The sequence below is a fragment of the Sideroxyarcus emersonii genome (genome assembly GCF_021654335.1).
In the GTDB taxonomy this organism is placed as follows: Bacteria; Pseudomonadota; Gammaproteobacteria; order Burkholderiales; family Gallionellaceae; genus Sideroxyarcus; species Sideroxyarcus emersonii.
Genome location: NZ_AP023423.1, coordinates 543,065 through 563,065, shown reverse-complemented (window position 1 = coordinate 563,065; position 20,001 = coordinate 543,065). Strand labels below are relative to the sequence as shown.

General features: G+C 59.6%; 26 protein-coding genes. 6 read left to right on the top strand and 20 right to left on the bottom strand.

From position 1 onward, the window contains the following. Positions 1–110: 110 nt before the first annotated feature. A complete protein-coding gene (locus L6418_RS02715) occupies positions 111–551 on the bottom strand; it encodes a hypothetical protein (RefSeq protein ID WP_237247947.1) in 441 nt (146 codons plus the stop codon). 40 nt (positions 552–591) lie between these two features. Then, positions 592–1,545, bottom strand: coding sequence for a TniQ family protein (locus tag L6418_RS13485; protein WP_408641572.1), 954 nt, complete (start codon positions 1,543–1,545; stop codon positions 592–594). A 245-nt stretch (positions 1,546–1,790) separates the two neighbouring features. On the opposite strand from L6418_RS13485, the gene rpoH reads away from it, so the two are divergent. After that, positions 1,791–2,660: an RNA polymerase sigma factor RpoH gene (gene rpoH / locus L6418_RS02710; RefSeq protein WP_237247946.1), complete on the top strand. Its 870-nt coding sequence runs from the start codon at positions 1,791–1,793 to the stop codon at positions 2,658–2,660. Between the two features lie 51 nt (positions 2,661–2,711). On the opposite strand, the gene L6418_RS02705 is transcribed toward rpoH, so the two are convergent. Genes L6418_RS02705 through L6418_RS02665 form a run of 9 tightly spaced genes read right to left on the bottom strand, consistent with a single transcriptional unit; the run spans position 2,712 to position 11,011 of the window. Continuing rightward, positions 2,712–3,116, bottom strand: a complete 405-nt coding sequence (locus tag L6418_RS02705) for a ClpXP protease specificity-enhancing factor (protein ID WP_237247945.1) — start codon at positions 3,114–3,116, stop codon at positions 2,712–2,714. 16 nt (positions 3,117–3,132) lie between these two features. Next, positions 3,133–3,732 (bottom strand): glutathione S-transferase N-terminal domain-containing protein, encoded by a 600-nt coding sequence (locus tag L6418_RS02700; protein WP_237247944.1) that lies wholly within the window; start codon positions 3,730–3,732, stop codon positions 3,133–3,135. Between the two features lie 8 nt (positions 3,733–3,740). Next, entirely contained in the window at positions 3,741–4,757 is a 1,017-nt protein-coding gene (locus tag L6418_RS02695) for a hypothetical protein (protein ID WP_237247943.1), read from the bottom strand. A gap of 17 nt (positions 4,758–4,774) precedes the next feature. After that, positions 4,775–5,266, bottom strand: a complete 492-nt coding sequence (locus L6418_RS02690; RefSeq protein WP_237247942.1) for a cytochrome c — start codon at positions 5,264–5,266, stop codon at positions 4,775–4,777. A 41-nt stretch (positions 5,267–5,307) separates the two neighbouring features. Then, the gene (locus L6418_RS02685; protein WP_237247941.1) at positions 5,308–5,838 is read right to left on the bottom strand and encodes a DUF3341 domain-containing protein; all 531 of its coding nucleotides are present in this window, start codon (positions 5,836–5,838) and stop codon (positions 5,308–5,310) included. After that, the gene (gene nrfD, locus L6418_RS02680) at positions 5,839–7,224 is read right to left on the bottom strand and encodes an NrfD/PsrC family molybdoenzyme membrane anchor subunit (protein ID WP_237247940.1); all 1,386 of its coding nucleotides are present in this window, start codon (positions 7,222–7,224) and stop codon (positions 5,839–5,841) included. It abuts the gene before it with no gap. Positions 7,225–7,248: 24 nt separating this feature from the next. Next, positions 7,249–8,130 (bottom strand): 4Fe-4S dicluster domain-containing protein, encoded by an 882-nt coding sequence (locus L6418_RS02675; protein WP_237247939.1) that lies wholly within the window; start codon positions 8,128–8,130, stop codon positions 7,249–7,251. Positions 8,131–8,133: 3 nt separating this feature from the next. Next, entirely contained in the window at positions 8,134–10,362 is a 2,229-nt protein-coding gene (locus L6418_RS02670) for a molybdopterin-dependent oxidoreductase (protein WP_237247938.1), read from the bottom strand. A gap of 43 nt (positions 10,363–10,405) precedes the next feature. Beyond that, the gene (locus tag L6418_RS02665) at positions 10,406–11,011 is read right to left on the bottom strand and encodes a cytochrome c3 family protein (RefSeq protein ID WP_237247937.1); all 606 of its coding nucleotides are present in this window, start codon (positions 11,009–11,011) and stop codon (positions 10,406–10,408) included. A gap of 268 nt (positions 11,012–11,279) precedes the next feature. Here L6418_RS02665 and L6418_RS02660 point away from each other — a divergent pair, with 268 nt between their 5' ends. The 4 genes from L6418_RS02660 (at position 11,280) to L6418_RS02645 (ending at position 13,943) form a co-directional block, all read left to right on the top strand. Next, positions 11,280–11,855 (top strand): GbsR/MarR family transcriptional regulator, encoded by a 576-nt coding sequence (locus tag L6418_RS02660; protein WP_237247936.1) that lies wholly within the window; start codon positions 11,280–11,282, stop codon positions 11,853–11,855. A gap of 92 nt (positions 11,856–11,947) precedes the next feature. Further along, positions 11,948–12,583, top strand: a complete 636-nt coding sequence (locus tag L6418_RS02655) for a hypothetical protein (RefSeq protein ID WP_237247935.1) — start codon at positions 11,948–11,950, stop codon at positions 12,581–12,583. Between the two features lie 128 nt (positions 12,584–12,711). After that, positions 12,712–13,461, top strand: coding sequence for an MgtC/SapB family protein (locus L6418_RS02650; RefSeq protein ID WP_237247934.1), 750 nt, complete (start codon positions 12,712–12,714; stop codon positions 13,459–13,461). Positions 13,462–13,508: 47 nt separating this feature from the next. Further along, positions 13,509–13,943: a DUF2721 domain-containing protein gene (locus L6418_RS02645; protein WP_237247933.1), complete on the top strand. Its 435-nt coding sequence runs from the start codon at positions 13,509–13,511 to the stop codon at positions 13,941–13,943. A 50-nt stretch (positions 13,944–13,993) separates the two neighbouring features. Here L6418_RS02645 and L6418_RS02640 read toward each other — a convergent pair whose 3' ends face one another. Then, the gene (locus L6418_RS02640) at positions 13,994–14,740 is read right to left on the bottom strand and encodes a Nif3-like dinuclear metal center hexameric protein (RefSeq protein WP_237247932.1); all 747 of its coding nucleotides are present in this window, start codon (positions 14,738–14,740) and stop codon (positions 13,994–13,996) included. Between the two features lie 40 nt (positions 14,741–14,780). Here L6418_RS02640 and L6418_RS02635 point away from each other — a divergent pair, with 40 nt between their 5' ends. Beyond that, the gene (locus tag L6418_RS02635) at positions 14,781–15,938 is read left to right on the top strand and encodes a Do family serine endopeptidase (RefSeq protein WP_237247931.1); all 1,158 of its coding nucleotides are present in this window, start codon (positions 14,781–14,783) and stop codon (positions 15,936–15,938) included. Positions 15,939–16,044: 106 nt separating this feature from the next. On the opposite strand, the gene tatC is transcribed toward L6418_RS02635, so the two are convergent. From tatC to hisA, 8 genes are read right to left on the bottom strand one after another with little or no spacing between them, the layout of a single operon-like run. Next, on the bottom strand, positions 16,045–16,767 hold the full coding sequence (tatC, locus tag L6418_RS02630) for a twin-arginine translocase subunit TatC (RefSeq protein ID WP_237247930.1): 723 nt from the start codon (positions 16,765–16,767) through the stop codon (positions 16,045–16,047). Between the two features lie 14 nt (positions 16,768–16,781). Further along, positions 16,782–17,177, bottom strand: coding sequence for a Sec-independent protein translocase protein TatB (gene tatB, locus L6418_RS02625; RefSeq protein ID WP_237247929.1), 396 nt, complete (start codon positions 17,175–17,177; stop codon positions 16,782–16,784). A 15-nt stretch (positions 17,178–17,192) separates the two neighbouring features. Beyond that, positions 17,193–17,411 carry a Sec-independent protein translocase subunit TatA gene (gene tatA, locus L6418_RS02620; RefSeq protein ID WP_237247928.1) on the bottom strand — a complete coding sequence of 73 codons (219 nt, stop codon included), beginning with the start codon at positions 17,409–17,411 and terminating at the stop codon, positions 17,193–17,195. 17 nt (positions 17,412–17,428) lie between these two features. Then, positions 17,429–17,779 carry a histidine triad nucleotide-binding protein gene (locus L6418_RS02615; RefSeq protein ID WP_237247927.1) on the bottom strand — a complete coding sequence of 117 codons (351 nt, stop codon included), beginning with the start codon at positions 17,777–17,779 and terminating at the stop codon, positions 17,429–17,431. After that, complete coding sequence (locus tag L6418_RS02610) at positions 17,776–18,093, bottom strand: phosphoribosyl-ATP diphosphatase (protein WP_237247926.1); 318 nt, start codon at positions 18,091–18,093, stop codon at positions 17,776–17,778. Before L6418_RS02610 ends, L6418_RS02615 begins: the two co-directional genes overlap by 4 nt. Further along, positions 18,090–18,479, bottom strand: coding sequence for a phosphoribosyl-AMP cyclohydrolase (hisI, locus tag L6418_RS02605; RefSeq protein WP_237247925.1), 390 nt, complete (start codon positions 18,477–18,479; stop codon positions 18,090–18,092). The genes L6418_RS02610 and hisI overlap by 4 nt, the downstream gene beginning before the upstream one ends. After that, positions 18,476–19,237 (bottom strand): imidazole glycerol phosphate synthase subunit HisF, encoded by a 762-nt coding sequence (gene hisF / locus L6418_RS02600; RefSeq protein WP_237248691.1) that lies wholly within the window; start codon positions 19,235–19,237, stop codon positions 18,476–18,478. The genes hisI and hisF overlap by 4 nt, the downstream gene beginning before the upstream one ends. Then, entirely contained in the window at positions 19,234–19,995 is a 762-nt protein-coding gene (gene hisA, locus L6418_RS02595; RefSeq protein ID WP_237247924.1) for a 1-(5-phosphoribosyl)-5-[(5-phosphoribosylamino)methylideneamino]imidazole-4-carboxamide isomerase, read from the bottom strand. The genes hisF and hisA overlap by 4 nt, the downstream gene beginning before the upstream one ends. Between the last annotated feature and the right edge of the window lie 6 nt (positions 19,996–20,001).

Below are 20,001 nucleotides of genomic sequence, written 5' to 3'. Positions count from 1 at the left end.
CTAACCACCGCGATAAATTATCAATCTAGAAATTATTCAGAATAGCGCATTCTAAACTTTGAAGAGCGGACGCTTGAGAATGACATTTCTCGGTTAGTTACCACTGTCCGCTAAGGCTGAGGAGCGATTTTCCGCAATCGCTCCAAATCGATTTTGTAATGCTGGACGAACTCTTCGGTCGCTTCCTCCATGACCAATTCGTTCCTATGAATCCAGGCATCCAACGTATATTGGGCATCCGGATTTACTCCAGGCAGGCCTAATAGCTGATAAACACGACCGCTTCGCGTAACTCCGCACATCGTCACCGGATCAAATTTATCAATCTTGCTAGAGACTGCTCCATGACCACCACGAATATCGTAGCCAACAAAGTGATATCCGAAGAGTTCTGGCTGGATTCTCGCTTCGACTGTTTTGTAAATCTGCCAGCTGCTTAACCATTTTTCAGGCTCAGATTGGACAGAGCTTGCGCTCCAAATGTTGGGAATACTAGACAAAGCCGATACTAGTGCGGCCAACTTCCTGCTCTTTTTCTTAGCTGCTTTCATGGGGCTATCTCCTTAGGAATTCAATTGCGGCCCACCAATCTCATGCATCTATTGATCTTTCATATGCCTTTCGAAATGTCGCCCAATCTCCAAACAGCCAACCAATGATCAACATCCACTCCAAGGGGTGTGTACGGTGCTCGTTGCCGCCTAGAAGGAATAGGACGGGCTCAATTGACCGTTGTAAGGAAGAGGTAAATTCTGGGAGTCCCTTGAGAGGGGCGTAGTGGTCCCCGTAGTCTCGCAATGCATGTGAAAGGTCCAGTGATCTATCAGTCGCGATCAGATTTCGTTCTTGTAGGGCCGATAGGCAAGTGTTCCTCATCTTCTGCATTGAATACCCGCCGTCCAAATGCCCTCCTGCCATGTCTGCGGCAAGTTGCGCGAGGTGCTGCAACGCATTCAGCGTTGCATCCGACCAGTTCAGTATTAACTGAGCTTCCCTTAAATTCCAGTCATCGTTTGGCCATAGGAATATTTCTCTTTGAACTGAATCTCGGCCATACGGTAATTCCAAGAGTGGCTTTCCATGTGTCTGACATACCAGTACCCCAGGCAATTGATGGTCTCGCCTCCAGTAAGCAAACCCGTATTTATCTTCGTCGGCGAGAACACATTCATTGCAGCTACGCCTTGGAGGATGTGCGGTGGATGCCGACCTGGTCATCCCAATATCCCTAGCCAGTCCTCCGATGCTGTTACGTCTGACCTGATCTAAAACATTGGCTGCAACGCTTGGGTCACGAAACTGGGTGTAATAAGGGATTATGGTTGCGTCCCGAACTATGATCTCAGGCGTACCTAAACGTAGCTGGGTGCTCGAGCACAACTCGTTCAGATGTGATGGGATGTGGAAATCCCATCTGCCTCTAGCCGTACCAAACAGCTGTAGGCGCGTTTGGTCGACGGTTGAATTCCCTGACATCTCATGGAAGACTGATCCCCAAGAGTAAATAGTCTGGTTTGGTAACAGAGGCGGCACAAATGACAACATTGGGCGTTTTGAAGTCATAGCAACGCCCCCATTCGTCCAACTTCCCGCCATGAAATCATGCAATTGCTATGCGTTTTCATGGCAGCCAAAGGGAGACAATTGTCTTCCACTGTATTTTTTTGTCTTCCGCTGTATTTTCGCGGGCCACTTACAAATGGCCCCCCGCCCGGTTGCCATCGAACTTTTTCGATTTCTGGCACTCGAATCGCCCGAGTGCTAGAATTGCTTTAAGAGGAGGAAATGCCATGAATTCAGCCATGAGTCTACCAATACCGTCCGCCATCGGCAGTATTGAGGGGTATGTGCAGGCGGTGAATCGCTTTCCCGTACTTACCCATGAGGAAGAGTTGTCTTTGGCAACACGCCTCAAGACACAAAACGATCTGGACGCAGCGCGTCAGTTAGTGCTTTCTCACCTGCGCGTCGTCGTCAGCGTCGCACGCGGGTATGCCGGCTACGGCCTGCCGCAGGCGGATCTTATCCAGGAAGGGAACGTCGGCCTGATGAAGGCCGTGAAACGCTACGATCCGTCGCGCGGGGTTCGTCTGGTGTCGTTCGCGCTGCACTGGATACGCGCCGAGATCCACGAATACGTGATCCGCAACTGGCGCATGGTAAAGATCGCCACGACCAAGGCCCAGCGCAAGCTGTTCTTCAACCTGCGCAGCATGAAGGAAGGTCTGGAACCGCTGCGGCCGCAGCAGGTCAGCGAGATCGCTACTCAGCTCAACGTGAGCGAGCACGATGTGGTGGAGATGGAAGCACGCTTTGCCGGGCATGAAGTGGCACTCGAGCCGCTGGCCGGCGAAGAGGACGACAGCTATGCCCCCATCAACTATCTGGCCGACAATGCCGAACATGAACCTTCCAGTATCCTGGAGGCGGCCGAACGTGAGCACCTGCATACAGCGGGATTGGCGCAAGCCCTTGCCAGCCTGGATGAACGCAGCCGCCGTATCGTGGAAGCTCGCTGGTTGCGCGACAACGATGAGCATGCCGCCACGCTGCATGAGCTCGCTGCCGAGTTTAATGTGTCCGCCGAACGCATCCGCCAGATCGAGCAGAAGGCGTTGAGCAAGATGCAGACGCTGCTGAGCTTGCCCGCTGCCGCCTGATCCGGTTGTTGCACGATAAAAAAAGCCGCAGAGTCTTCTGCGGCTTTTTTGTTACTTCACCACCCTCAGGGTCGGCTTGCCTTGTGGCTGCGGATCGTCAGGCGGCTCGTCCGGGCTGGTGACCGCCGAACCGATGGGAGAGGATTCCTGCCCCTGGAACACTAGGCCCTGTCCCGTTTCCTTGGCGAAAATACCGATCACGGCGGACACTGGAACGATGAGCTGGTGTGCGACGCCGCCGAAGCGGCCGCCGCAGGTGATGTCTTCATTCCCCAGCTGCAGGTTGCGCACGGCATCCATGCCGATGTTCAGCACGATCTTGCCATCCTTGACGTAAGCCATCGGTACTTGCGTGTAGTCGTCGACCTGCACCGCCAGATAAGGCGTGTAGCCGGCGTCGGCACACCAGTCGTAGATGGCTCTGATCAGATAAGGCTTGGTGGACGGTTCGCTCATGCCGAGCCTGCTGCGATCACTTACGCATCGCCTTTTCGGCAGGCGTCATCGCCTCGATGTAGGCAGGGCGCGAAAACAGCCGTTCGGCATATTTCATCAACGGCGCCGCTTCCTTGTCCAGCTGGATGCCGTAGTGGTCCAGGCGCCACAGCAACGGGGCGATCGCCACATCGAGCATGGAGAACTCGTCGCCCAGCATGAATTTCTGCTTGGAAAACACCGGCGAAATCTGCGTCAGGTTCTCGCGTACCGCAGCCCGCGCCTTCTCCGCAACCTTGGCGTTGCCGCTCTCCAGGCCGGGGATATGGCAGAACAGCTCATTCTCGAAGCGATGCAGGAACAAGCGCGCCCGCGCCCGCATCACCGGATCCGGCGGCATCAACTGCGGATGCGGGAAGCGCTCGTCGATGTATTCGTTGATGATGTTAGCCTCGTACAGGATCAGGTCGCGCTCGACCAGCACCGGCACGGTGTTATACGGGTTCATCACCGCCAAGTCTTCCGGTTTGTTATAGACATCCACGTCAATGACCTGGAAATCCATACCTTTTTCGAACAAAACAAAGCGGCAACGGTGGCTATAGGGATCGGTCGTCCCCGAATACAAAGTCATCATGTAGCAAATTATCCTTTTATCAATTGGTTACGCACCATTGTGCTGCGCACCAGTTGATACCCTACCATGATGACACCTATGCTGACCAGTCCTCCCCACAGAACCGGTATGGATCCGGTGCCGTTGACGCCCGCGATCCAGACGAAACGCTCAAGCAGCGTGCCGACGATGATGCCGGCGGCAACCGCCACTGTCGCCTTCGGGCTGTGGCGCGTTACCGGGAAGCAGAGCGACACGAACGGGATGACGAATTTCAACGCAATCATGGACCACCACAGCACGCTGAAGTCGCCGTTCTGCATGGCATCTATGCGATCGCGCTCGTCGCCGAGGTTGCCGTACCAGATCGTCAGGTATTGCGCGAAGAAGGTGTACATCCACAGCAAGGTGAACGCCAGCATCATCTGCGCCATATAGTTGTAGATGAACTCGTCGACCCGCTTCACCAGCCTGTCGCGCGTGTTCAGCACGTAGATCCAGATCACCAGGAAAGACAGGAACATGCCGAAGTTGCTGACCAGGTTCTGCATGCCGTAGATCGCGCTGTGCCAGGAAGGCTTCAGCGTCATCTCGAAGTCCCACGCCACCATGGTGGCATACAACACGGTGAAGAACGGGACCCAGCAGGCCACATGATGGAACTTAGCACGATCCTCTTCGCTGCGATCCATGACTGCCTGACGCTTGATGAAGGTGCGCCACACGAACATGATCGTGAGCATGCCGATCACTTCGCGCGCAGCCAGCAGAGGCAGGGTGTACCAGCCCGGCATGTGCACGTTTTCGCCATGCGAAACGTGGCCGATCCACGGGAACGTATGCTCGCCGCCGATCAGCAGGATCACCAGCAGCACGAACGCCAGCGGGAACAAGGAATACAAGGACACGCCCAGTTGCCCGACCTGCAAGCGCCACTTGGCGCCGACCAGATACAGCACCGAACACAAGGCCACGCCGCTCAACGCCAGGTAAGTGACCACCACAAAACTGGCAGTCAGGACCGACCAATTACTGTAAGAAAGCATACTCAATTCCCCCTTGGTTACCGGCCGTTAACGTTGGCCTGCACAGTGCCACCCTGTTGCAGCACCTTGCGCACATAGTTGACCACATGCCAGCGCTCGGTCGGCGACAGGTCGTTGGCATACGGTGGCATCACCGCGCCGCCGAACGTCATCATCCCCCAGATGAAACCATCGCTGCGCTGCTTGGTCTGGTCGGCGGTCAGGTTGTAGGGCTGCAGCACCAGCTTCTGCCCCACCAGCCCGTCACCCTTGCCGGCATAGCCGTGGCAGGGAGTGCAATAGATACCGAACAGGCGGCCTCCCAGCTCGACCGATTTCTGCGTGGCCGGCACGGGATTCTTCTGCTTGTCGGCCGCTTCCATGTCCTTCACGAAGCTGGCCGTGCCTTGCACTGGCACCGAATGTTCCGGATAGGTTGCCATGCCGGGATTGGCCGGATTGACGCTCTCTTGCGGCTTGACGCTGATCTGCTCCGACATGTCCTTGGACCAGGGCCATGCTTGAGCCACCGCAGGTGCAACCAGTAACGCAATTGCTAAAGTTATTTTTTTCATCTGCCTGCCTCTTCCTGAATTTCCAATGCCTTGTGCTTGGTGAAGATCTCCCTGAGCTTGGCCACGGAACCGTCTTCGGCCTTCACCAGGATACCGATCTGGTCTTCCGACACTTTGGCGCTATACAGCGGCGAACGGCGCGCCGGCAACCCGGCACAGATCAGGAAGCCCAGCACCGTGATATACACCCCGCCCAGAATGAACATCTCGTAGGTCAGCACCAGATCCGGGGGGATCGGCACGATCGGTTTGCCGCCCTTCATCTGGGAATAGAAACTGGCCTGCGAACCGGCGATCAGCGTGAATGCCAACAAACCGCCCGTCAGGGCTCCGCCCAAGGTAAACCACTGCACTTTCACCGGTTTCTCGCCGAGGAATTCCTCGACTTCCGGATGTTCGATCGGCGACTTCACCACCAGGTCATCGGCTGCGTCAAAACCCTTGATATCGGAATTGCGCAGTTCGCTGACGACGGCTTCGGCTTCGTCGAAATTGTTATACAGGGCAAGCAAGTAACGTTTGCTCATTTAGTTGGCTCCCTTCACAGCGAGTTCTTCCTTTACAGCCTGCTCTTCTTTCTTTTTCGCCAGACTGCGGTGATACACCATTTCCTTGACCTCATACATGGAAACCGACGGCACGACCTTGCAGAACACCATGAACAGCAGGGTGAACCAGCCGAAGCTGCCGAACACGATGCCCCATTGCACCATGCTGGGCCACATGTGCTCGTCCCATGTCCACGGGTAATAGCCATGCGAGAAGGTCGGTGCCACGATCATCCAGCGCTCCAGCCACATGCCCAGGTTCAGCAACAGCGACACGGCGAACATCACCGGGATGCTGGTCTGCCATTTCTTGACCATCAACGCGAACGGCACCACGGAACCGCAGAAGATCATGCCCCAGAAGAACGGTGCAAAGCGACCGGTCGCTTTCTCGATCAGCACAGCCTTGGCTGCCTCATCATGGCTGTACCATGTCGCGGCAAATTCGATGCAGTTCAGGTAGGTCCACACCATCGCGATGGCGAAGGTCAGGCGCACCGTCTTCCTCAGGATCGGCAGCGTCATGTATTCCTCGAACCTGAACACATAGCGCAGGATGATGAACAGCGTGATGATCGCCGCGCAACCGGAGTACAGCGCACCAGCCACGAAGTACGGCGGGAACGAGGTCACGTGCCAGCCTGGCTGCTGCGACATGGCGAAGTCCGATGCCACGATGGAGTGCACCGACACCGCCAGCGGGATCAGGAAGCATGCGATGGTCAGGTAGGTGATGCGGAAGTTGCGCCACTGGCGGTCGGTACCCTCCCAGCCCAGCGCAAGCAGGGTATACAGCTTCTTGCGCCAGCCCTGGTGGATGTTGTCGCGGCAGATGGCCAGATCCGGGATCGAGCCGATGTACAGGAACAGAACGGACGAACTCAGGTAAGTGAAGATCGCCATCGCATCCCACAGCAGCGGGGACTGGAAGTTGGGCCAGACCCAGCGCTCGCTCGGGTAGGGCAGCGCATAGTAAACCTGCCACAGGCGCCCCAGGTGCACCATCACGAACAAGCCGGCCGTCATCAGCGAGAACGTGGTCATCGCTTCGGCGAAGCGGTAGATCGGCTTGCGCCAGTCGGCATGCATCAGGTGCAGGATCGCCGACAGCAACGTGCCGGAGTGGCTCATGCCGATCCAGAAGATGAAGGTGGCGATGTACAGCCCCCACACATTGGGGTTATCAAAATTGCCCACCCCAAGGCCGACGTTGTACTGATAGATCTCGCAGCCCACGGCCACGCCCACCATGGCAATGGCCACCAGCAAAATCACCCAATACAGTTTGCGAGGCGATTCAAGGCTCTTGAGCACATCCTTGTTGATCTGTGCCCAGGCGATGTCTTCGCGGATATCTTTTCCCATTTTCTCTTTTCCTTCCCTTGTGCCTTATACGGCGCTTTCGCGCACCCGCTCCAGATACATCACCGAAGGATAGGGCCGCAGCTCTTCCAGGATACGGTAGCCGCGCAAACGGTTGCCTTCCTTCTCGTCCTTGTCCTGCACTTCCTTGGTCAGTTCGACCTGCTGGCTCTGCCACTGCTTGGCCACCTGCGATTCCGGGTTGAACAGGTTGCCGAACGTGATCGCACCGACCGGGCACGCTTCCTGGCATGCGGTCTGCACGTCGCTGTCCTGTACCGGGCGGCCTTCCGTCTTCGCGTTGTTGCGAGCAGTGTAGGTGCGCTGCTTGCAGAACGTGCATTTCTCCATCACCCCCTTGGTACGCACGGTCAGGTCCGGATTGAGCTGCTGGTTCAGCGGCGAAGGCCAGGCGTTTTCCTGCTCCGGGTAGTTGTACCAGTTGAAATAGCGCACCTTGTACGGGCAGTTCGCCGAGCAGTAGCGCGAACCGATGCAGCGGTTGTAGATCTGCGAGTTCAGGCCGTCCTCGGTGTGGTTGGTGGCGCCGACCGGGCACACCGTCTCACACGGTGCCGCTTCGCATTGCTGGCACATCATGGGCAGGAAGCGCGCGCCTTGGTCGGCGCTGAATTCGCCCACGCCGGCAGTTTCGTCCCAATAGCGCTCGATGCGCATCCAGTGCATGGCCTGGCCGTGCGAATATTTCTCCTTGCCCACCACCGGCAGGTTGTTCTCGGCATAGCAAGCCACGCTGCAGGCGTTGCAGCCGGTGCAGGCATCGAGGTCTATGCTCATCGCCCATTTGATGTCGGACGGATACGCCTCCCAGTCCGGATGCCCCTTGTCATCGACCGGATGGGTATGGCGAAACTTCGACCAGTTTTCTAGCAAATTGGAAACTGACATGCTTTAGACCTCCTTCGAAAGATCAACTTTGTCGGCCGCTACCTGGACCGCAATCTTCTTCTTGCCCGCCTGGCTGCCGCCGACAGGCCCCTCCTCCTTGACGATGAGAACGCGCTGACCGGTCTTGCTGATCTTCACGCCGGTCTCGTTGAGCGCCAGTTCGCCGGTCTCCTTGTCGAACACCGCATCCAGCATGGCGAACACGTTGGCACCCACGCCCTTGGCATAGCGCCCCATCGCTTCGTGGCCATAGCCGACCGGAACGGAAACCGCATCCGGATGGATGCCAGGGAACAGGTAGGCCTGCGTCCTGATGGTTCCGCTTCTGGAGGTCACCTCGACGATATCGCCCTCAACGATCCCCAGCTTGGCTGCGGTCTTGGGGTTGATCTCGACCCAGGAATCCCACACGATCGTGGTCAGCGGATCGGGCGACTCCTGCAACCAGGGTTCGTTCGCGTTGCGGCCGTCGCGCATGCTGGCCGATATGGACGGGATCAGGCGCAGCGGATAATCCCGGTCTGCCGCCGCCGACGGCAACTTCAGGTCGGAGGCCGAGGCCTTGGCCGACACGGTGCCGGCGATGCCCTTCATCGGCAGGAAACCCTTGCTCAGCGTCTCGTCCCAGAATGCGTCGTCGTCATCGGTGGCTTTGCCGCCGAGTGCCACCTTGTTCTTCAGTACCGCACTGCGCAAATAGGCGTAGAAATCGTCGAATTCCTTGTACTTGTCAGCCTTGCGCTGCTTGAGCAGGGCCAGCAGGATGTCGCCGATACCGCGGGTGTCCGGATACAGCTTGTCCATCAGCGGCTGGCGGAAGCTCATCTGCGCGTAAGCGGCGGAACCCGCGCCTTCCGGTGTGACCATGTATTCCGGCACCACGGTGGCCCAGTCTTCCATCGCGGAATCCAGCGGCAGCACCAGGTCGGCCGCCTGTGCGGTTTCGTCCAGGTACTGCGCGAACGCCACCTTGAAGTCGGCCTTGGCGTAGTTATCCTTGAACTTCAATGCCGCCGGGGCACTGAACACCGGGTTGACACCATAGCTGAACACCACCTTGTACTTGCCGGCGGCCAGGCCATCGTTGAGGCTGACCAGCGAGGCACGGTTGCCCACGGTCGGCGCGATCTGCGGGAACGGCACGCTGGCGCTCGCTTCCACGGTCTTGCCGACGTTGCCCAGCACCCGGTTGAGCAGCGCGATGGCGGCCGCATTCTGCGAGCCGTGCGCATAGCCTTCCGCCGCGCTGCCCGCCAGCACCAGGCTGGGCGTGCGCTCCTTCAGCAGGGCAGCCAGTTTTTCGATTTGCTCGGCGGAAACATCCGTCTCGCTGCTCACGCGCTCGGTCGTATACGCCTTGCTTGCTGCGGCGATATCGGCCGGAATAGCCAGGCCGGCCTTGCCCAGGGCGTTGATGATACCCAGCGCCAGCACACCTTCCGAACCGGGGCGGACCGCGATCCAGCGATCCGCGTTCGCGCCGGTCAGCGTCATCTTCGGCTCGATCTGCACCAGCACGCCGCGCCCTTCCGGACGGTTGCCTTTGCGGAACTGCGCATATTGCTGCGAGAAATGTACCGGGGAAACCCAGGCGCCGAGGAAGTCGGCACCGAACGACACCACCACCCTGGCCTTGTCGATGCGGTAACGCGGCATCGATACGCCGTAGGCTTTCTTGTTGGCAGCGCGCAGCACGGCCGGGGAGATCGCCTCATAGGAGAAATGGTTCTTGCTGCCCAACTCGTCCATGTAGTTGCCCAGCAGCGCCTGCACATGGCCGCTCATGTTGCCGGTCAGGAAGGCGACTTCGGCGCCCTTGACGCCATTCAGCTTGTCGGCAATGACGCCCAGCGCCTTGTCCCAGGCGATCGCCTCGCCCTTCAGCAGCGGCTGGCGCACGCGATCCGGATTGTAGTGCGCCTGCACGCCCGACAGGCCCAAGCCGCACATCCTGCCGCGGTTGATCGGCGAATTCGGATTGCCTTCCGCCTTCAGCACGCGGCCTTCGCGCACACGCCCCATGATGTTGCAGCCGGCTTCGCACTGCGCGCAGGTCGAATTGAAGTAGTTCGAAATGCTGGGAATGACGTAGGAAGGCAGGGTCACATAGGAAGTGACGGTTTCCTGGCCATCCTGGATCGAGGTATTGCCGCAGCCGCTCAAGGCGACGGCGGTTCCGCCCCAGCCCAGCACCTTCAAAAAATCACGCCGATTAAAATCGTTCTCTGTCATCACATAATCCCCTGATATCTTGCTTGTGTTAATCGTCACGCGCTTACTTGTGGCACGTGAAGCAATCGTTCGGACCATGCCCGGTCTCGGTCGAGTTGGCACTGACCGGATGATCCTTCTGATGGCAGCTGGCACACCAGCCCATTGTCAGCGGTTTCTGGCGCTGCGCTACCGTCATGGCCTTCACATTGCCGTGGCAGTAACCGCACACCTCCTGATAAGGGCGATCCTGCTGGAAATAGAAACGCTGGATGTGGCGCTCGTGATTGAAGCGCACGAAATCGGGAAGGTCATGCACCTTCTTCCAGGGGATCGGCTTCTTGGCATCCCAGTATTCGAACAGCTTCTGGATGCGCGGCTTGTCCCGGACCGATTCGATGCTCTGATGGCAACCGATGCATTTCTGCACCGGCGGGATGCCCGCCACCATGCTGCGACGCGCATAGGTGTGGCAATACATGCAGTTGATCTGCATGCCACCGTCCTTGGCATCGCCGGCATGGCGGAAATGGGGAAATTCAATCGGTTGTTCGATCTGGGGACCCAGATCGTCCGGCGTGGTCAATTTTGGCGCGGCGTCGGCAGCGTAACTTCCCGTACCCGCAAACAGCCCGACAAGCAGAATGAACAAACGCAAAATATGCTGCATCGTAAGTAGCCCCCTGACAAAACCTGGATGATTATTTATATATAACTGTCCGCTTATGCACGGCCAGCATTCACTGCTCGCTAACATCTTCCTTCGGCGTCCATTTCCGCAAACCGCAATGGCGCTTCCGATAAGGCACCGCATCTTCAACAGTTCAAATAGTCGTGTCAACACAACGGCCGGCGCGTCGGCGCTCCCGCGAAAAAAAGGCCTTTGGGTAAAAGTAGTTGCATTAATTTCAGAAATCCTTGAAAGTACGAGAATGGAAATGGAACACCTTTCAGACACCACCTGGCGCTTCATACATCACTTTGGGGAAATGGGAAGCCGCTGGGGAATCAGCCGTACCGTTGGCCAAATCTACGCGCTGCTCTATATCTCGCATGTCCCGCTGAACGCCGACGACATCACCTACCTGCTGTCCTTTTCCCGCTCCAATGTCAGCATGGGGCTGAAAGAACTGCAAAGCTGGCGCCTGTTGCGTTCCGAATACCGTGCCGGCGACCGCCGCGAATACTTCAAGGCGCCGGAGGATGTGTGGGAGATCTTCCGCACGCTGGCGGACGAACGGCGGCGGCGCGAAGTGGAGCCAACCCTGTCGGTGCTGCGGGAATGCCTGCTCGATCCCAAGAACACGCCGGAGGACGAGCATTTCCACAAGCGCATGCAGGAAATGTACGACCTCATCTCCATGGCCAACGAGTGGTTCATCGACATCCAGAAACTGAGCGCGGAAGATCTCACTTCGCTGATGCATCTGGGCGCACAAGCGAAAAAGCTGCTGCACGCCAAGAATCGCCTGCTATCATTCGCAGGCCTGACCAAGGAAGAAGTTTCCGAATAACGCGGGCAACCGCCCCGCAGATCGTCCGCCATCCGAATGTACGGCAACCAGCCATTTCACCGGCGGGCGGGCGCATTGATTGAAGACCTGACATGAACGAAGAACAAGCCGTCCTGGATTTTTTCTCGCAGGAAGAGAACCTCCCATTGGCAGTGATCGCCGCCGAACACCTGGATGCGATCCGCCTGCGCCTCAACAACGAATTCTGGCTGGCCCTGCGCGAACGGCTGGACCGTTGGCTGGAACAACAGTCGCTGCCGTGGAGCACGCAGGTGACGGAAGACCGCAACAACGACGCTTGCCTGGTCGGCGTGTACCTGCAGCCGAACGCCGAACAAGCCGTTTTTCTGCGTGCGTTCATGGAACAGCAATTCCTCGGCGACCACTACCGCGTCTTCTACGGCCTGATGTGGAACAACGCGCCGGACGCATCGAAAAAAGCCCTGCCCGCCGTGGAAGCCCTGCGCGCCCGTCTGGGCGATGCAGGATTCAAGCACAGCGACAGCTTCCTGGGATGGCAATGGCTGCCCTGGCACCCGCGCCGCCGCGACTTCCTGCTGCCCTTCATCACCCGCCGCGAAGAATTGCTGGACGACGCCATGCGCCCCTGGCAATCGCTGCTGCTGGAACACGGAGAACAGTTGCGCCTGTCCAACCTGGCCTTGCAGGAAGCGCCGCGCAGCGCCGTCGTTTCGCTCGACCAGTTGCGCGGCAGGTCGAAATCCTGAGCGGATTCGGCGCCGACATCGAGCGACGTGTCTCGCCAGCCGCAAAATTTGCTCGCATCGCGCCGGCGCAGCGGCAATGACTGCCAGATTCTTGTAAACTCCATAGCCGGTAAAAACAGGGAATGGGAATGGATGCACTAACGTTTGCGAAGCTGTCGGCTTACTGGTCCGCCCCGGAAGTGGCGACCAACCTGATCGTATTTTTCAACCTGTTTGGCGCGCTCATCCTCGGCCTCATCGTCGGCTACGAACGCTCCTACCATGGCCGCGCGGCCGGCATGCGCACCTACGGCCTGGTCTGCATGGCCGCCGCCGCCGTCACCGTCATCTCCGGTTATCCGAGCTACTGGTTCGGCGGGCAAGTGAATGCCGCCCTTGCCGGCGACCCCACGCGCGTCATCCAGGGTATCGTCACCGGCATCGGCTTCCTCGGTGCGGGCGTCATCATGCGCGAAGGCCTCAACATCAGCGGCCTCACCACTGCCGCCTCGATCTGGACCTGCTCCGCCATCGGCATCATGGTCGGCGTCGGCTTCTATGCCTCTGCGATCATGCTCACCCTGCTCTCCGCGATGTGCATGATGTGGATATCCAGACTGGAAAGCTGGCTGCCCTCGCGGCCGGCCATTGCCGTCACGCTCGAATTCCAGAAGAACTTCGTGCCGCAGGAAAATACGCTGCGCGAAGTCGTCTATTCGCACGGCTACGAGATCGCATCGGGTTCCTTCGCCATACGCTCCAGCAACGAGAAACTCGAGTGGCATTTCGTCGCCATCGCGCTGAGCAAGAGCAGCGGCGCGGCAATGAACGAATTGGCCAGCGGATTGAGCACACTGCAGGGGGTCGAGGACTTCTCGCTCATCCACGCCAGGAACTGACGCCCCGCCCGACCTGCAGGCAGGATCGGCCACGCACTGGAGACACCATGCAAAATGCCGCCGACATCACGACCGTTGCCCACGTCATCCAGCTGGCGGTCGCTCCCGTCTTTCTGCTGACCGGAATCGGCGCGATACTCGCGGTGATTACCAACCGTATCGCCCGCATCGTGGATCGCTCCAGGGTGTTGGGCAACCTGAACGATCAGTCGCCAGAAACCGTGAAGAACGAGATGCTGATGCTTGCGCGCAGGGCCCGCTGGGTCCACTGGTCGGTCAGCCTCTGCACCATGTCTGCGCTTTTCATCTGCATTGTGATTGCCGCCCTCTTCGTGGGCTCGGAGACGGGCATGGACCCATCGCGCGTGGTTTCGCTGTTCTTCATTTCGGCCATGCTGGCACTGATCTTCGGCCTGCTGTGTTTCCTGCGCGAGATATTCCTCGCCACCGGGAATATAGAAATGAGGAAGAACCGGCATTGAATCCCGGGGATTGCGCTTGCGCGCAGCCCGGAATACCGCACTGACAATTCTCAGACCGGATTGTCCTGGTCAAAGAAACGGTGTTCCAGCCCGAAACGCGCAGCCAGATGCTGGCCCAGCGCCTGGATCCCGTAGCGTTCGGTGGCGTGGTGTCCCGCTGCGATGAAGGCGACGCCGGTCTCCTGCGCGACGTGAACGTTCTGTTCCGAAATCTCGCCGGTCAGGAACGCGTCCACCCCCAGCGCCACCGCCTGTTCGAAATAACCCTGCGCTGCGCCGCTGCACCAGGCGATGCGGACGATGTTGGGATTGGCGTGGCCGATGACCTGGGGCGCGCGCTGCAGGGCATGCTGGACATGCTGGGCGAGTTGCTGCAAGGTCTGCGGCTGCGACAGGACGCCGTGCATGGCAAGGTCCTGCTCGCCGAAGCGCCCATGCTCGACAAAACCGAGCCGTTGGCCGAGCTGCGCGTTGTTGCCGAGGACGGGGTGCGCATCCAGCGGCAGGTGGTAGGCGAGCAGGCTGATATCGTGCTTCAGCAGGTGTGCCACACGGCGCCTCTTGATGCCGGTGATGGTGGCATCCTCGCTGCGCCAGAAATACCCATGATGTACGAGCAGGGCATCCGCCCCCCAGGCTGTTGCCGCCTCCAGTACGGCCTGCGAAGCGGTGACGCCGGTAGCGATGCGCCGCACCTCCGCGCGCCCCTCCACCTGCAGCCCGTTGGGGCTGTAATCACGAAAACGGCCGATTTCAAGCTCGCTTCCGATATAATCGCGCAATTCGTCCAATCGCATTGTTTTCGTACCATTAATTAGCAGCGGCTCAAATCATATCATGCGCAAATTCTGGCTCCTGTTCGCCCAAGCCACCACTGTCGGTCTCGCGATGCTGTTCGTCATCCATACGCTGAGACCTTCGCTGCTGCCCAATGCGGCGCGCAGCGGCGTGGTGACCTTGTACGAGAACAATATCGGCAGCAGCGGCGAGCTGCCTGCCGAGGGATTCAGCAAGGCCGCCCAGAAAGTGATGCCTGCCGTGGTGAACATCTTCACCAGCAGCGAGGTGAAAGCCCCGGCCGCGCCGTTCATGGACGACCCGCGCTTCCGCTTCTTCTTCGGCGACGAATTCGACAACAATGTCCCGCAGCAGAGCTCCAGCCTGGGCTCGGGCGTCATCGTCAGCCATGATGGCTACATCCTCACCAACCACCATGTCATCGAAAGCGCCGACCAGATCGAAGTGGCCCTGTCGGATGGCCGTACCGCCAAGGGACACATCGTCGGTTCCGATCCGGACACCGATCTCGCCGTGATCAAGGTGGATATCGGCAATAACCTGCCGGCCATCACGTTCGGCCAGTCCGACCAGGCGCACGTGGGCGATATCGTGCTCGCCGTCGGCAATCCTTTTGGCGTCGGCCAGACCGTCACCATGGGCATCGTCAGCGCACTGAAACGCAACCACCTCGGACTCAGCACCTTCGAGAATTTCATCCAGACCGATGCCGCCATCAACCCCGGCAACTCGGGCGGCGCGCTGGTGGACAGCGAAGGCAACCTGCTCGGCATCAACAGTGCAATCTATTCCCCCAACGGCGGTTCGCTCGGCATCGGCTTCGCCATCCCGGTGAGCACGGCGAAGAAGATCATGGAGCAGATCATCCAGAACGGCTCGGTCATCCGCGGCTGGATCGGCGTCGCGGTGCAGGATCTCACGCCGGAGCTGCTGGAATCGTTCAAACTCGGCGACGTGAAGGGCGTGCTGATCGCCGAAGTGGTGCGCGGCAGCCCTGCGGACAAGGCCGGCGTCAAAGCCGGCGACATCCTGCTCAGCATCGCGGACAAGCCGCTGACCGATTCCACCATCATGCTGGAGACCATCTCCTCGCTGCCGCCAGGCAAAGTCACCATGCTGAAGCTGCTGCGCAACCAGTCGGAAGTGGTGGTACAGGTGAAGGTGGGGAAACGTCCGAAAGCCAAGGCCCAGGAATAAGCCGGCCGCCGCCACACCACATAGCGGCGGCATCGGCAATGGATTGGCAATGCAGGAAACACGGGCGACCTGGTTCGAACTTCCCCACCTGCAGCGGATGCCTTAGTTACTCCGGCCTGTTCTGTCCCACCCAACCCGCCACCACGATACCCGCTTCGTAGAGCAACCACAGCGGCAGCGCCAGCATGCACTGCGATACCACATCCGGCGGGGTGAAGATCGCACCGACGACGAAGGCGCCGACGATCACATAGGGCCTGACCTCGCGCAGCTTGGCTGTGCTCACCATCCCGGTCTTCACCAGCAGCACCACCGCGATGGGCACCTGGAACGCCAGCCCGAAGGCCACGAACATGCTCAGCACGAAGCTGAGATATTTGTCGATGTCGGTCATGACGGCCACGCCGTGCGGCGCAGCGGCAGTAATGAAGCCGAACACCACCGGGAACACCACGAAATAGGCGAAAGCCATACCGCTGAAGAACAGCAGCACGCTGGCAACCAGCAACGGCAATATCCAGCGCTTCTCGTTCGCATACAGCCCCGGCGCAACGAAACGCCACGCCTGATACAGGATGTACGGCAACGCGATCAGGAAGGCCGCCATCATCGCAACCTTGAGCGGCACGAAAAACGGCGTGGTGACATCGGTCGCGATCATCTGGCCGCCTGCCGGCAGCTTGGCCAGCAACGGATGCGCCAGTACGCTATAAAGATCGGACGCCCACGGGAACAGGCAGATGAACACCAGCAACAGCGCGATGGCGGAATTGAGCAGGCGCTTGCGCAACTCGATCAGGTGGGAGATTAGACTTTCGCTGGTGCTCACGATTCAGGGCGGGGCTAGTCGATCGGGAACTGGCGCTGTTCGGGTGTTGAGGGAGCTTTCTGGACACCGCTGCCACCCGTAGCAGGCACGCTGCGCGACGGATTGCCCCGCTCGACTGCCGCCCGCCCCTCGTCCTGCAGCGACTGCAGATGGTCGTCCACCGTCCGCACCGCCTGATTGGCGGTTTGCGCAGCCGCAGCCGCTTCCTGCTCCACCTTGAGCTTGAGCTGTTTCAGCTCTTCCATCTGCATGTCGCGTTCGATATCGGCCCGCACGCCGTTGACATAGCGCTGCGCCCTGCTCCACAGCAGCCCCATGGTGCGGGCCACTTTAGGCAGCCGCTCCGGGCCGATGACGACCAGCGCCACCACCATGATGACCACGATCTCCGAAAAGCCGATATCGAACATAAATCCCTGTCAGGCTCAAACCTTGGTCTGGTTCTTCTCTTTCACTTCGCCTTCGATGGTCTTGCCGTCCTGGGTGACCTGCTTGTGCGCCTCTTCGTCGCTCTTCATGCCATCCTTGAAGCCTTTCACCGCCCCCCCCAGGTCTTCGCCGATGTTGCGCAGCTTCTTGGTGCCGAAGACCAGTACAACGATCAGCAATACGATCAACCAATGCCAGATACTCAATGAACCCATGATGCGCTCCTTGTCGATTAACTACGCTTGACCATCGGCGGAATGTTGCCGCCGCCGATGACATGTATATGCAGATGAAACACTTCCTGGCCGCCGCCTTTGCCGCTGTTGATGACGGTGCGGAAACCGTCCTGCAGCCCCTGATCGCGTGCCAGCCTTGGGGCCAGCAGCAGCATGCGGCCCAGCAGGGCCGCGTGCCTTTCCTCCGCATCCAGCAGGGAGACCAGATGCTGCTTGGGGATCAGCATGAAATGCACCGGTGCGACCGGATTGATGTCGTGGAAGGCGAACACCTCGTCGTCCTCGTACACCTTGCGGCTGGGTATCTCGCCGCGCACGATCCTGCAGAAGAGGCAGTTGTCGCTCATTTCCGGCCCGCCTTCTCCGTGATGCCGGATACGCCTTCGCGCCGCGCCAGTTCCTGCAGCACGTCGTCCGCGCTCAGGCCCTTGTGCGCCAGCAACACCATGCTGTGAAACCACAGGTCCGCCACCTCGTACACCAGGTGCTGCCGGTCGCCATCCTTGGCCGCCAGCAACACCTCGCCCGCCTCCTCGATCACTTTCTTCAGGATCGCATCGTCGCCCTTGCTGAACAGCTTGGCGACATAGGACGACTCCGGCGCAGCGTTCTTGCGTGCCTCGATGGTTCCGCTCAGCCGTTGTAAAGTATCGTTGCTCATTTCCTGTATATCTCGTCGGGATCCTTCAGCACCGCATCGGTCTCCACCCACGCGCCGTCTTCCAGCTTGCTGTAGAAACAGCTTTCGCGCCCGGTGTGGCAGGCGATCCCGCCTTGCTGCTCCACTTGCAGCAGGATCACGTCGGCATCGCAGTCCAGCCGGATCTCCCGGACCTGCTGGATGTGGCCGGATTCCTCACCCTTGTGCCACAGCTTCTTGCGCGAACGCGACCAGTATATCGCCTCGCCGGATTCGGCGGTGCGTTTCAATGCCTCGCGGTTCATCCAGGCCACCATCAGCACGCGACCGGTTGCCGCATCCTGGGCGATGGCCGGCACCAGGCCGTCGTCCGACCAATTGACTTTGTTCAACCAGCTCTCGGTCACAGTCTCACCTCGATACCCTGCTGCGCCATGAACTGCTTGGCTTGCAGCACCGTGTATTCGCCGAAATGGAAGATGCTGGCGGCCAGCACCGCATCCGCGCCGCCAATCTTGACGCCGTCGGCGAGATGCTGCAGGTTGCCCACGCCGCCGCTGGCGATCACCGGAATCTCCAGCGCATCGGTCACGGCGCGCGTCAGCGCCAGATCGAAACCGCGCTTCTGCCCGTCCTGGTCCATGCTGGTCAGCAGGATCTCGCCCGCGCCCAGGGTTTGCATCTTCTTAGCCCATTCCACCGCATCCAGCCCGGTGGCCTTGCGTCCGCCGTGGGTGAACACCTCCCACCTGTTCGGCCCGACCTGTTTGGCGTCGATGGCGACCACGATGCACTGCGAACCGTACTTTGCCGAGGCATCCGCCACCAGTTGCGGATTGACCACCGCCGAGGTGTTGATGCTGACCTTGTCCGCTCCGGCGTTGAGCAGGTTGCGCACATCCTGCACCTCGCGCACGCCGCCGCCCACCGTCAACGGAATGAAGACCTGTTCCGCAACCTGCTCGATGATGCGGAAAATGATGCCGCGATCATCGGAACTGGCGGTGATGTCGAGAAAGGTCAGTTCGTCCGCCCCCTGTTCGTCGTAGCGGCGCGCGATCTCCACCGGGTCGCCGGCATCGCGCAGCTCGACGAAGCTGACGCCCTTGACCACGCGACCGGCAGTCACATCGAGGCAGGGAATGATGCGTTTGGCCAGCATCAGATCACGGCTGGCGACAGTTCGTCCGCCAAGGCCTGCGCCGCCTTGAAGTCCAGCGTGCCCTCGTAGATGGCGCGCCCGGTAATGGCACCGGTGATGCCTTCGGCGCGCACTGCACACAGCGCGCGCACATCGTCCAGATTGGTGATGCCGCCACTGGCGATGACCGGCACGTGCAATGGCCGCGCCAGCTCCACAGTCGCTTCGATGTTCACGCCGGTCATCATGCCGTCGCGCCCGATATCGGTATAGATGATGGCTTCGACGCCGTAACCTTCGAAGCGCTGCGCCAGATCGGCCACATCGTGTCCCGTCAGTTTCGACCAGCCGTCCACCGCGACCTTGCCGCCCTTGGCGTCCAGCCCGACCATGATGTGGCCGGGAAAGGCATCGCATGCCTCATGCAGGAATCCCGGCACTTTCACGGCAGCGGTGCCGATGATGACGTAAGTCACGCCAAGGTCGAGATAGCGCTCGATGGTCTCCAGATCGCGGATACCGCCGCCCAGTTGTATCGGCATATCGCCGCCGACCGCCTCGACGATGCTGCGCACCGCCGCTTCGTTCTTGGGTTTGCCGGCGAATGCCCCGTTGAGATCCACCAGATGCAGACGACGCGCACCTTGCGCCAGCCAGTGTTTGGCCATCGCGGCGGGATCGTCGGAGAACACCGTTGCGCCCTCCATCACGCCTTGCCGCAGGCGCACACATTGTCCGTCTTTCAAATCGATCGCGGGGATGATCAGCGTTTTAGTATCCATGATTTA

Excerpts from the sequence above, each read along its gene's own strand:
- L6418_RS02675 (WP_237247939.1), bottom strand. The coding sequence starts at position 8,130 with ATGTCAGTTTCCAATTTGCTAGAAAACTGGTCGAAGTTTCGCCATACC.
- L6418_RS02615 (WP_237247927.1), bottom strand. The coding sequence starts at position 17,779 with ATGAGCGACAACTGCCTCTTCTGCAGGATCGTGCGCGGCGAGATACCC.
- L6418_RS02695 (WP_237247943.1), bottom strand. The coding sequence starts at position 4,757 with ATGCTTTCTTACAGTAATTGGTCGGTCCTGACTGCCAGTTTTGTGGTG.
- rpoH (WP_237247946.1), top strand. The coding sequence starts at position 1,791 with ATGAATTCAGCCATGAGTCTACCAATACCGTCCGCCATCGGCAGTATT.
- L6418_RS13485 (WP_408641572.1), bottom strand. The coding sequence starts at position 1,545 with ATGTTGTCATTTGTGCCGCCTCTGTTACCAAACCAGACTATTTACTCT.
- L6418_RS02640 (WP_237247932.1), bottom strand. The coding sequence starts at position 14,740 with ATGCGATTGGACGAATTGCGCGATTATATCGGAAGCGAGCTTGAAATC.
- L6418_RS02685 (WP_237247941.1), bottom strand. The coding sequence starts at position 5,838 with ATGAGCAAACGTTACTTGCTTGCCCTGTATAACAATTTCGACGAAGCC.
- L6418_RS02665 (WP_237247937.1), bottom strand. The coding sequence starts at position 11,011 with ATGCAGCATATTTTGCGTTTGTTCATTCTGCTTGTCGGGCTGTTTGCG.
- L6418_RS02705 (WP_237247945.1), bottom strand. The coding sequence starts at position 3,116 with ATGAGCGAACCGTCCACCAAGCCTTATCTGATCAGAGCCATCTACGAC.
- L6418_RS02700 (WP_237247944.1), bottom strand. The coding sequence starts at position 3,732 with ATGATGACTTTGTATTCGGGGACGACCGATCCCTATAGCCACCGTTGC.
- tatA (WP_237247928.1), bottom strand. The coding sequence starts at position 17,411 with ATGGGTTCATTGAGTATCTGGCATTGGTTGATCGTATTGCTGATCGTT.
- L6418_RS02670 (WP_237247938.1), bottom strand. The coding sequence starts at position 10,362 with ATGACAGAGAACGATTTTAATCGGCGTGATTTTTTGAAGGTGCTGGGC.
- L6418_RS02635 (WP_237247931.1), top strand. The coding sequence starts at position 14,781 with ATGCGCAAATTCTGGCTCCTGTTCGCCCAAGCCACCACTGTCGGTCTC.
- L6418_RS02715 (WP_237247947.1), bottom strand. The coding sequence starts at position 551 with ATGAAAGCAGCTAAGAAAAAGAGCAGGAAGTTGGCCGCACTAGTATCG.
- L6418_RS02650 (WP_237247934.1), top strand. The coding sequence starts at position 12,712 with ATGGATGCACTAACGTTTGCGAAGCTGTCGGCTTACTGGTCCGCCCCG.
- L6418_RS02660 (WP_237247936.1), top strand. The coding sequence starts at position 11,280 with ATGGAACACCTTTCAGACACCACCTGGCGCTTCATACATCACTTTGGG.
- L6418_RS02655 (WP_237247935.1), top strand. The coding sequence starts at position 11,948 with ATGAACGAAGAACAAGCCGTCCTGGATTTTTTCTCGCAGGAAGAGAAC.
- L6418_RS02645 (WP_237247933.1), top strand. The coding sequence starts at position 13,509 with ATGCAAAATGCCGCCGACATCACGACCGTTGCCCACGTCATCCAGCTG.
- tatB (WP_237247929.1), bottom strand. The coding sequence starts at position 17,177 with ATGTTCGATATCGGCTTTTCGGAGATCGTGGTCATCATGGTGGTGGCG.
- nrfD (WP_237247940.1), bottom strand. The coding sequence starts at position 7,224 with ATGGGAAAAGATATCCGCGAAGACATCGCCTGGGCACAGATCAACAAG.
- L6418_RS02610 (WP_237247926.1), bottom strand. The coding sequence starts at position 18,093 with ATGAGCAACGATACTTTACAACGGCTGAGCGGAACCATCGAGGCACGC.
- hisA (WP_237247924.1), bottom strand. The coding sequence starts at position 19,995 with ATGGATACTAAAACGCTGATCATCCCCGCGATCGATTTGAAAGACGGA.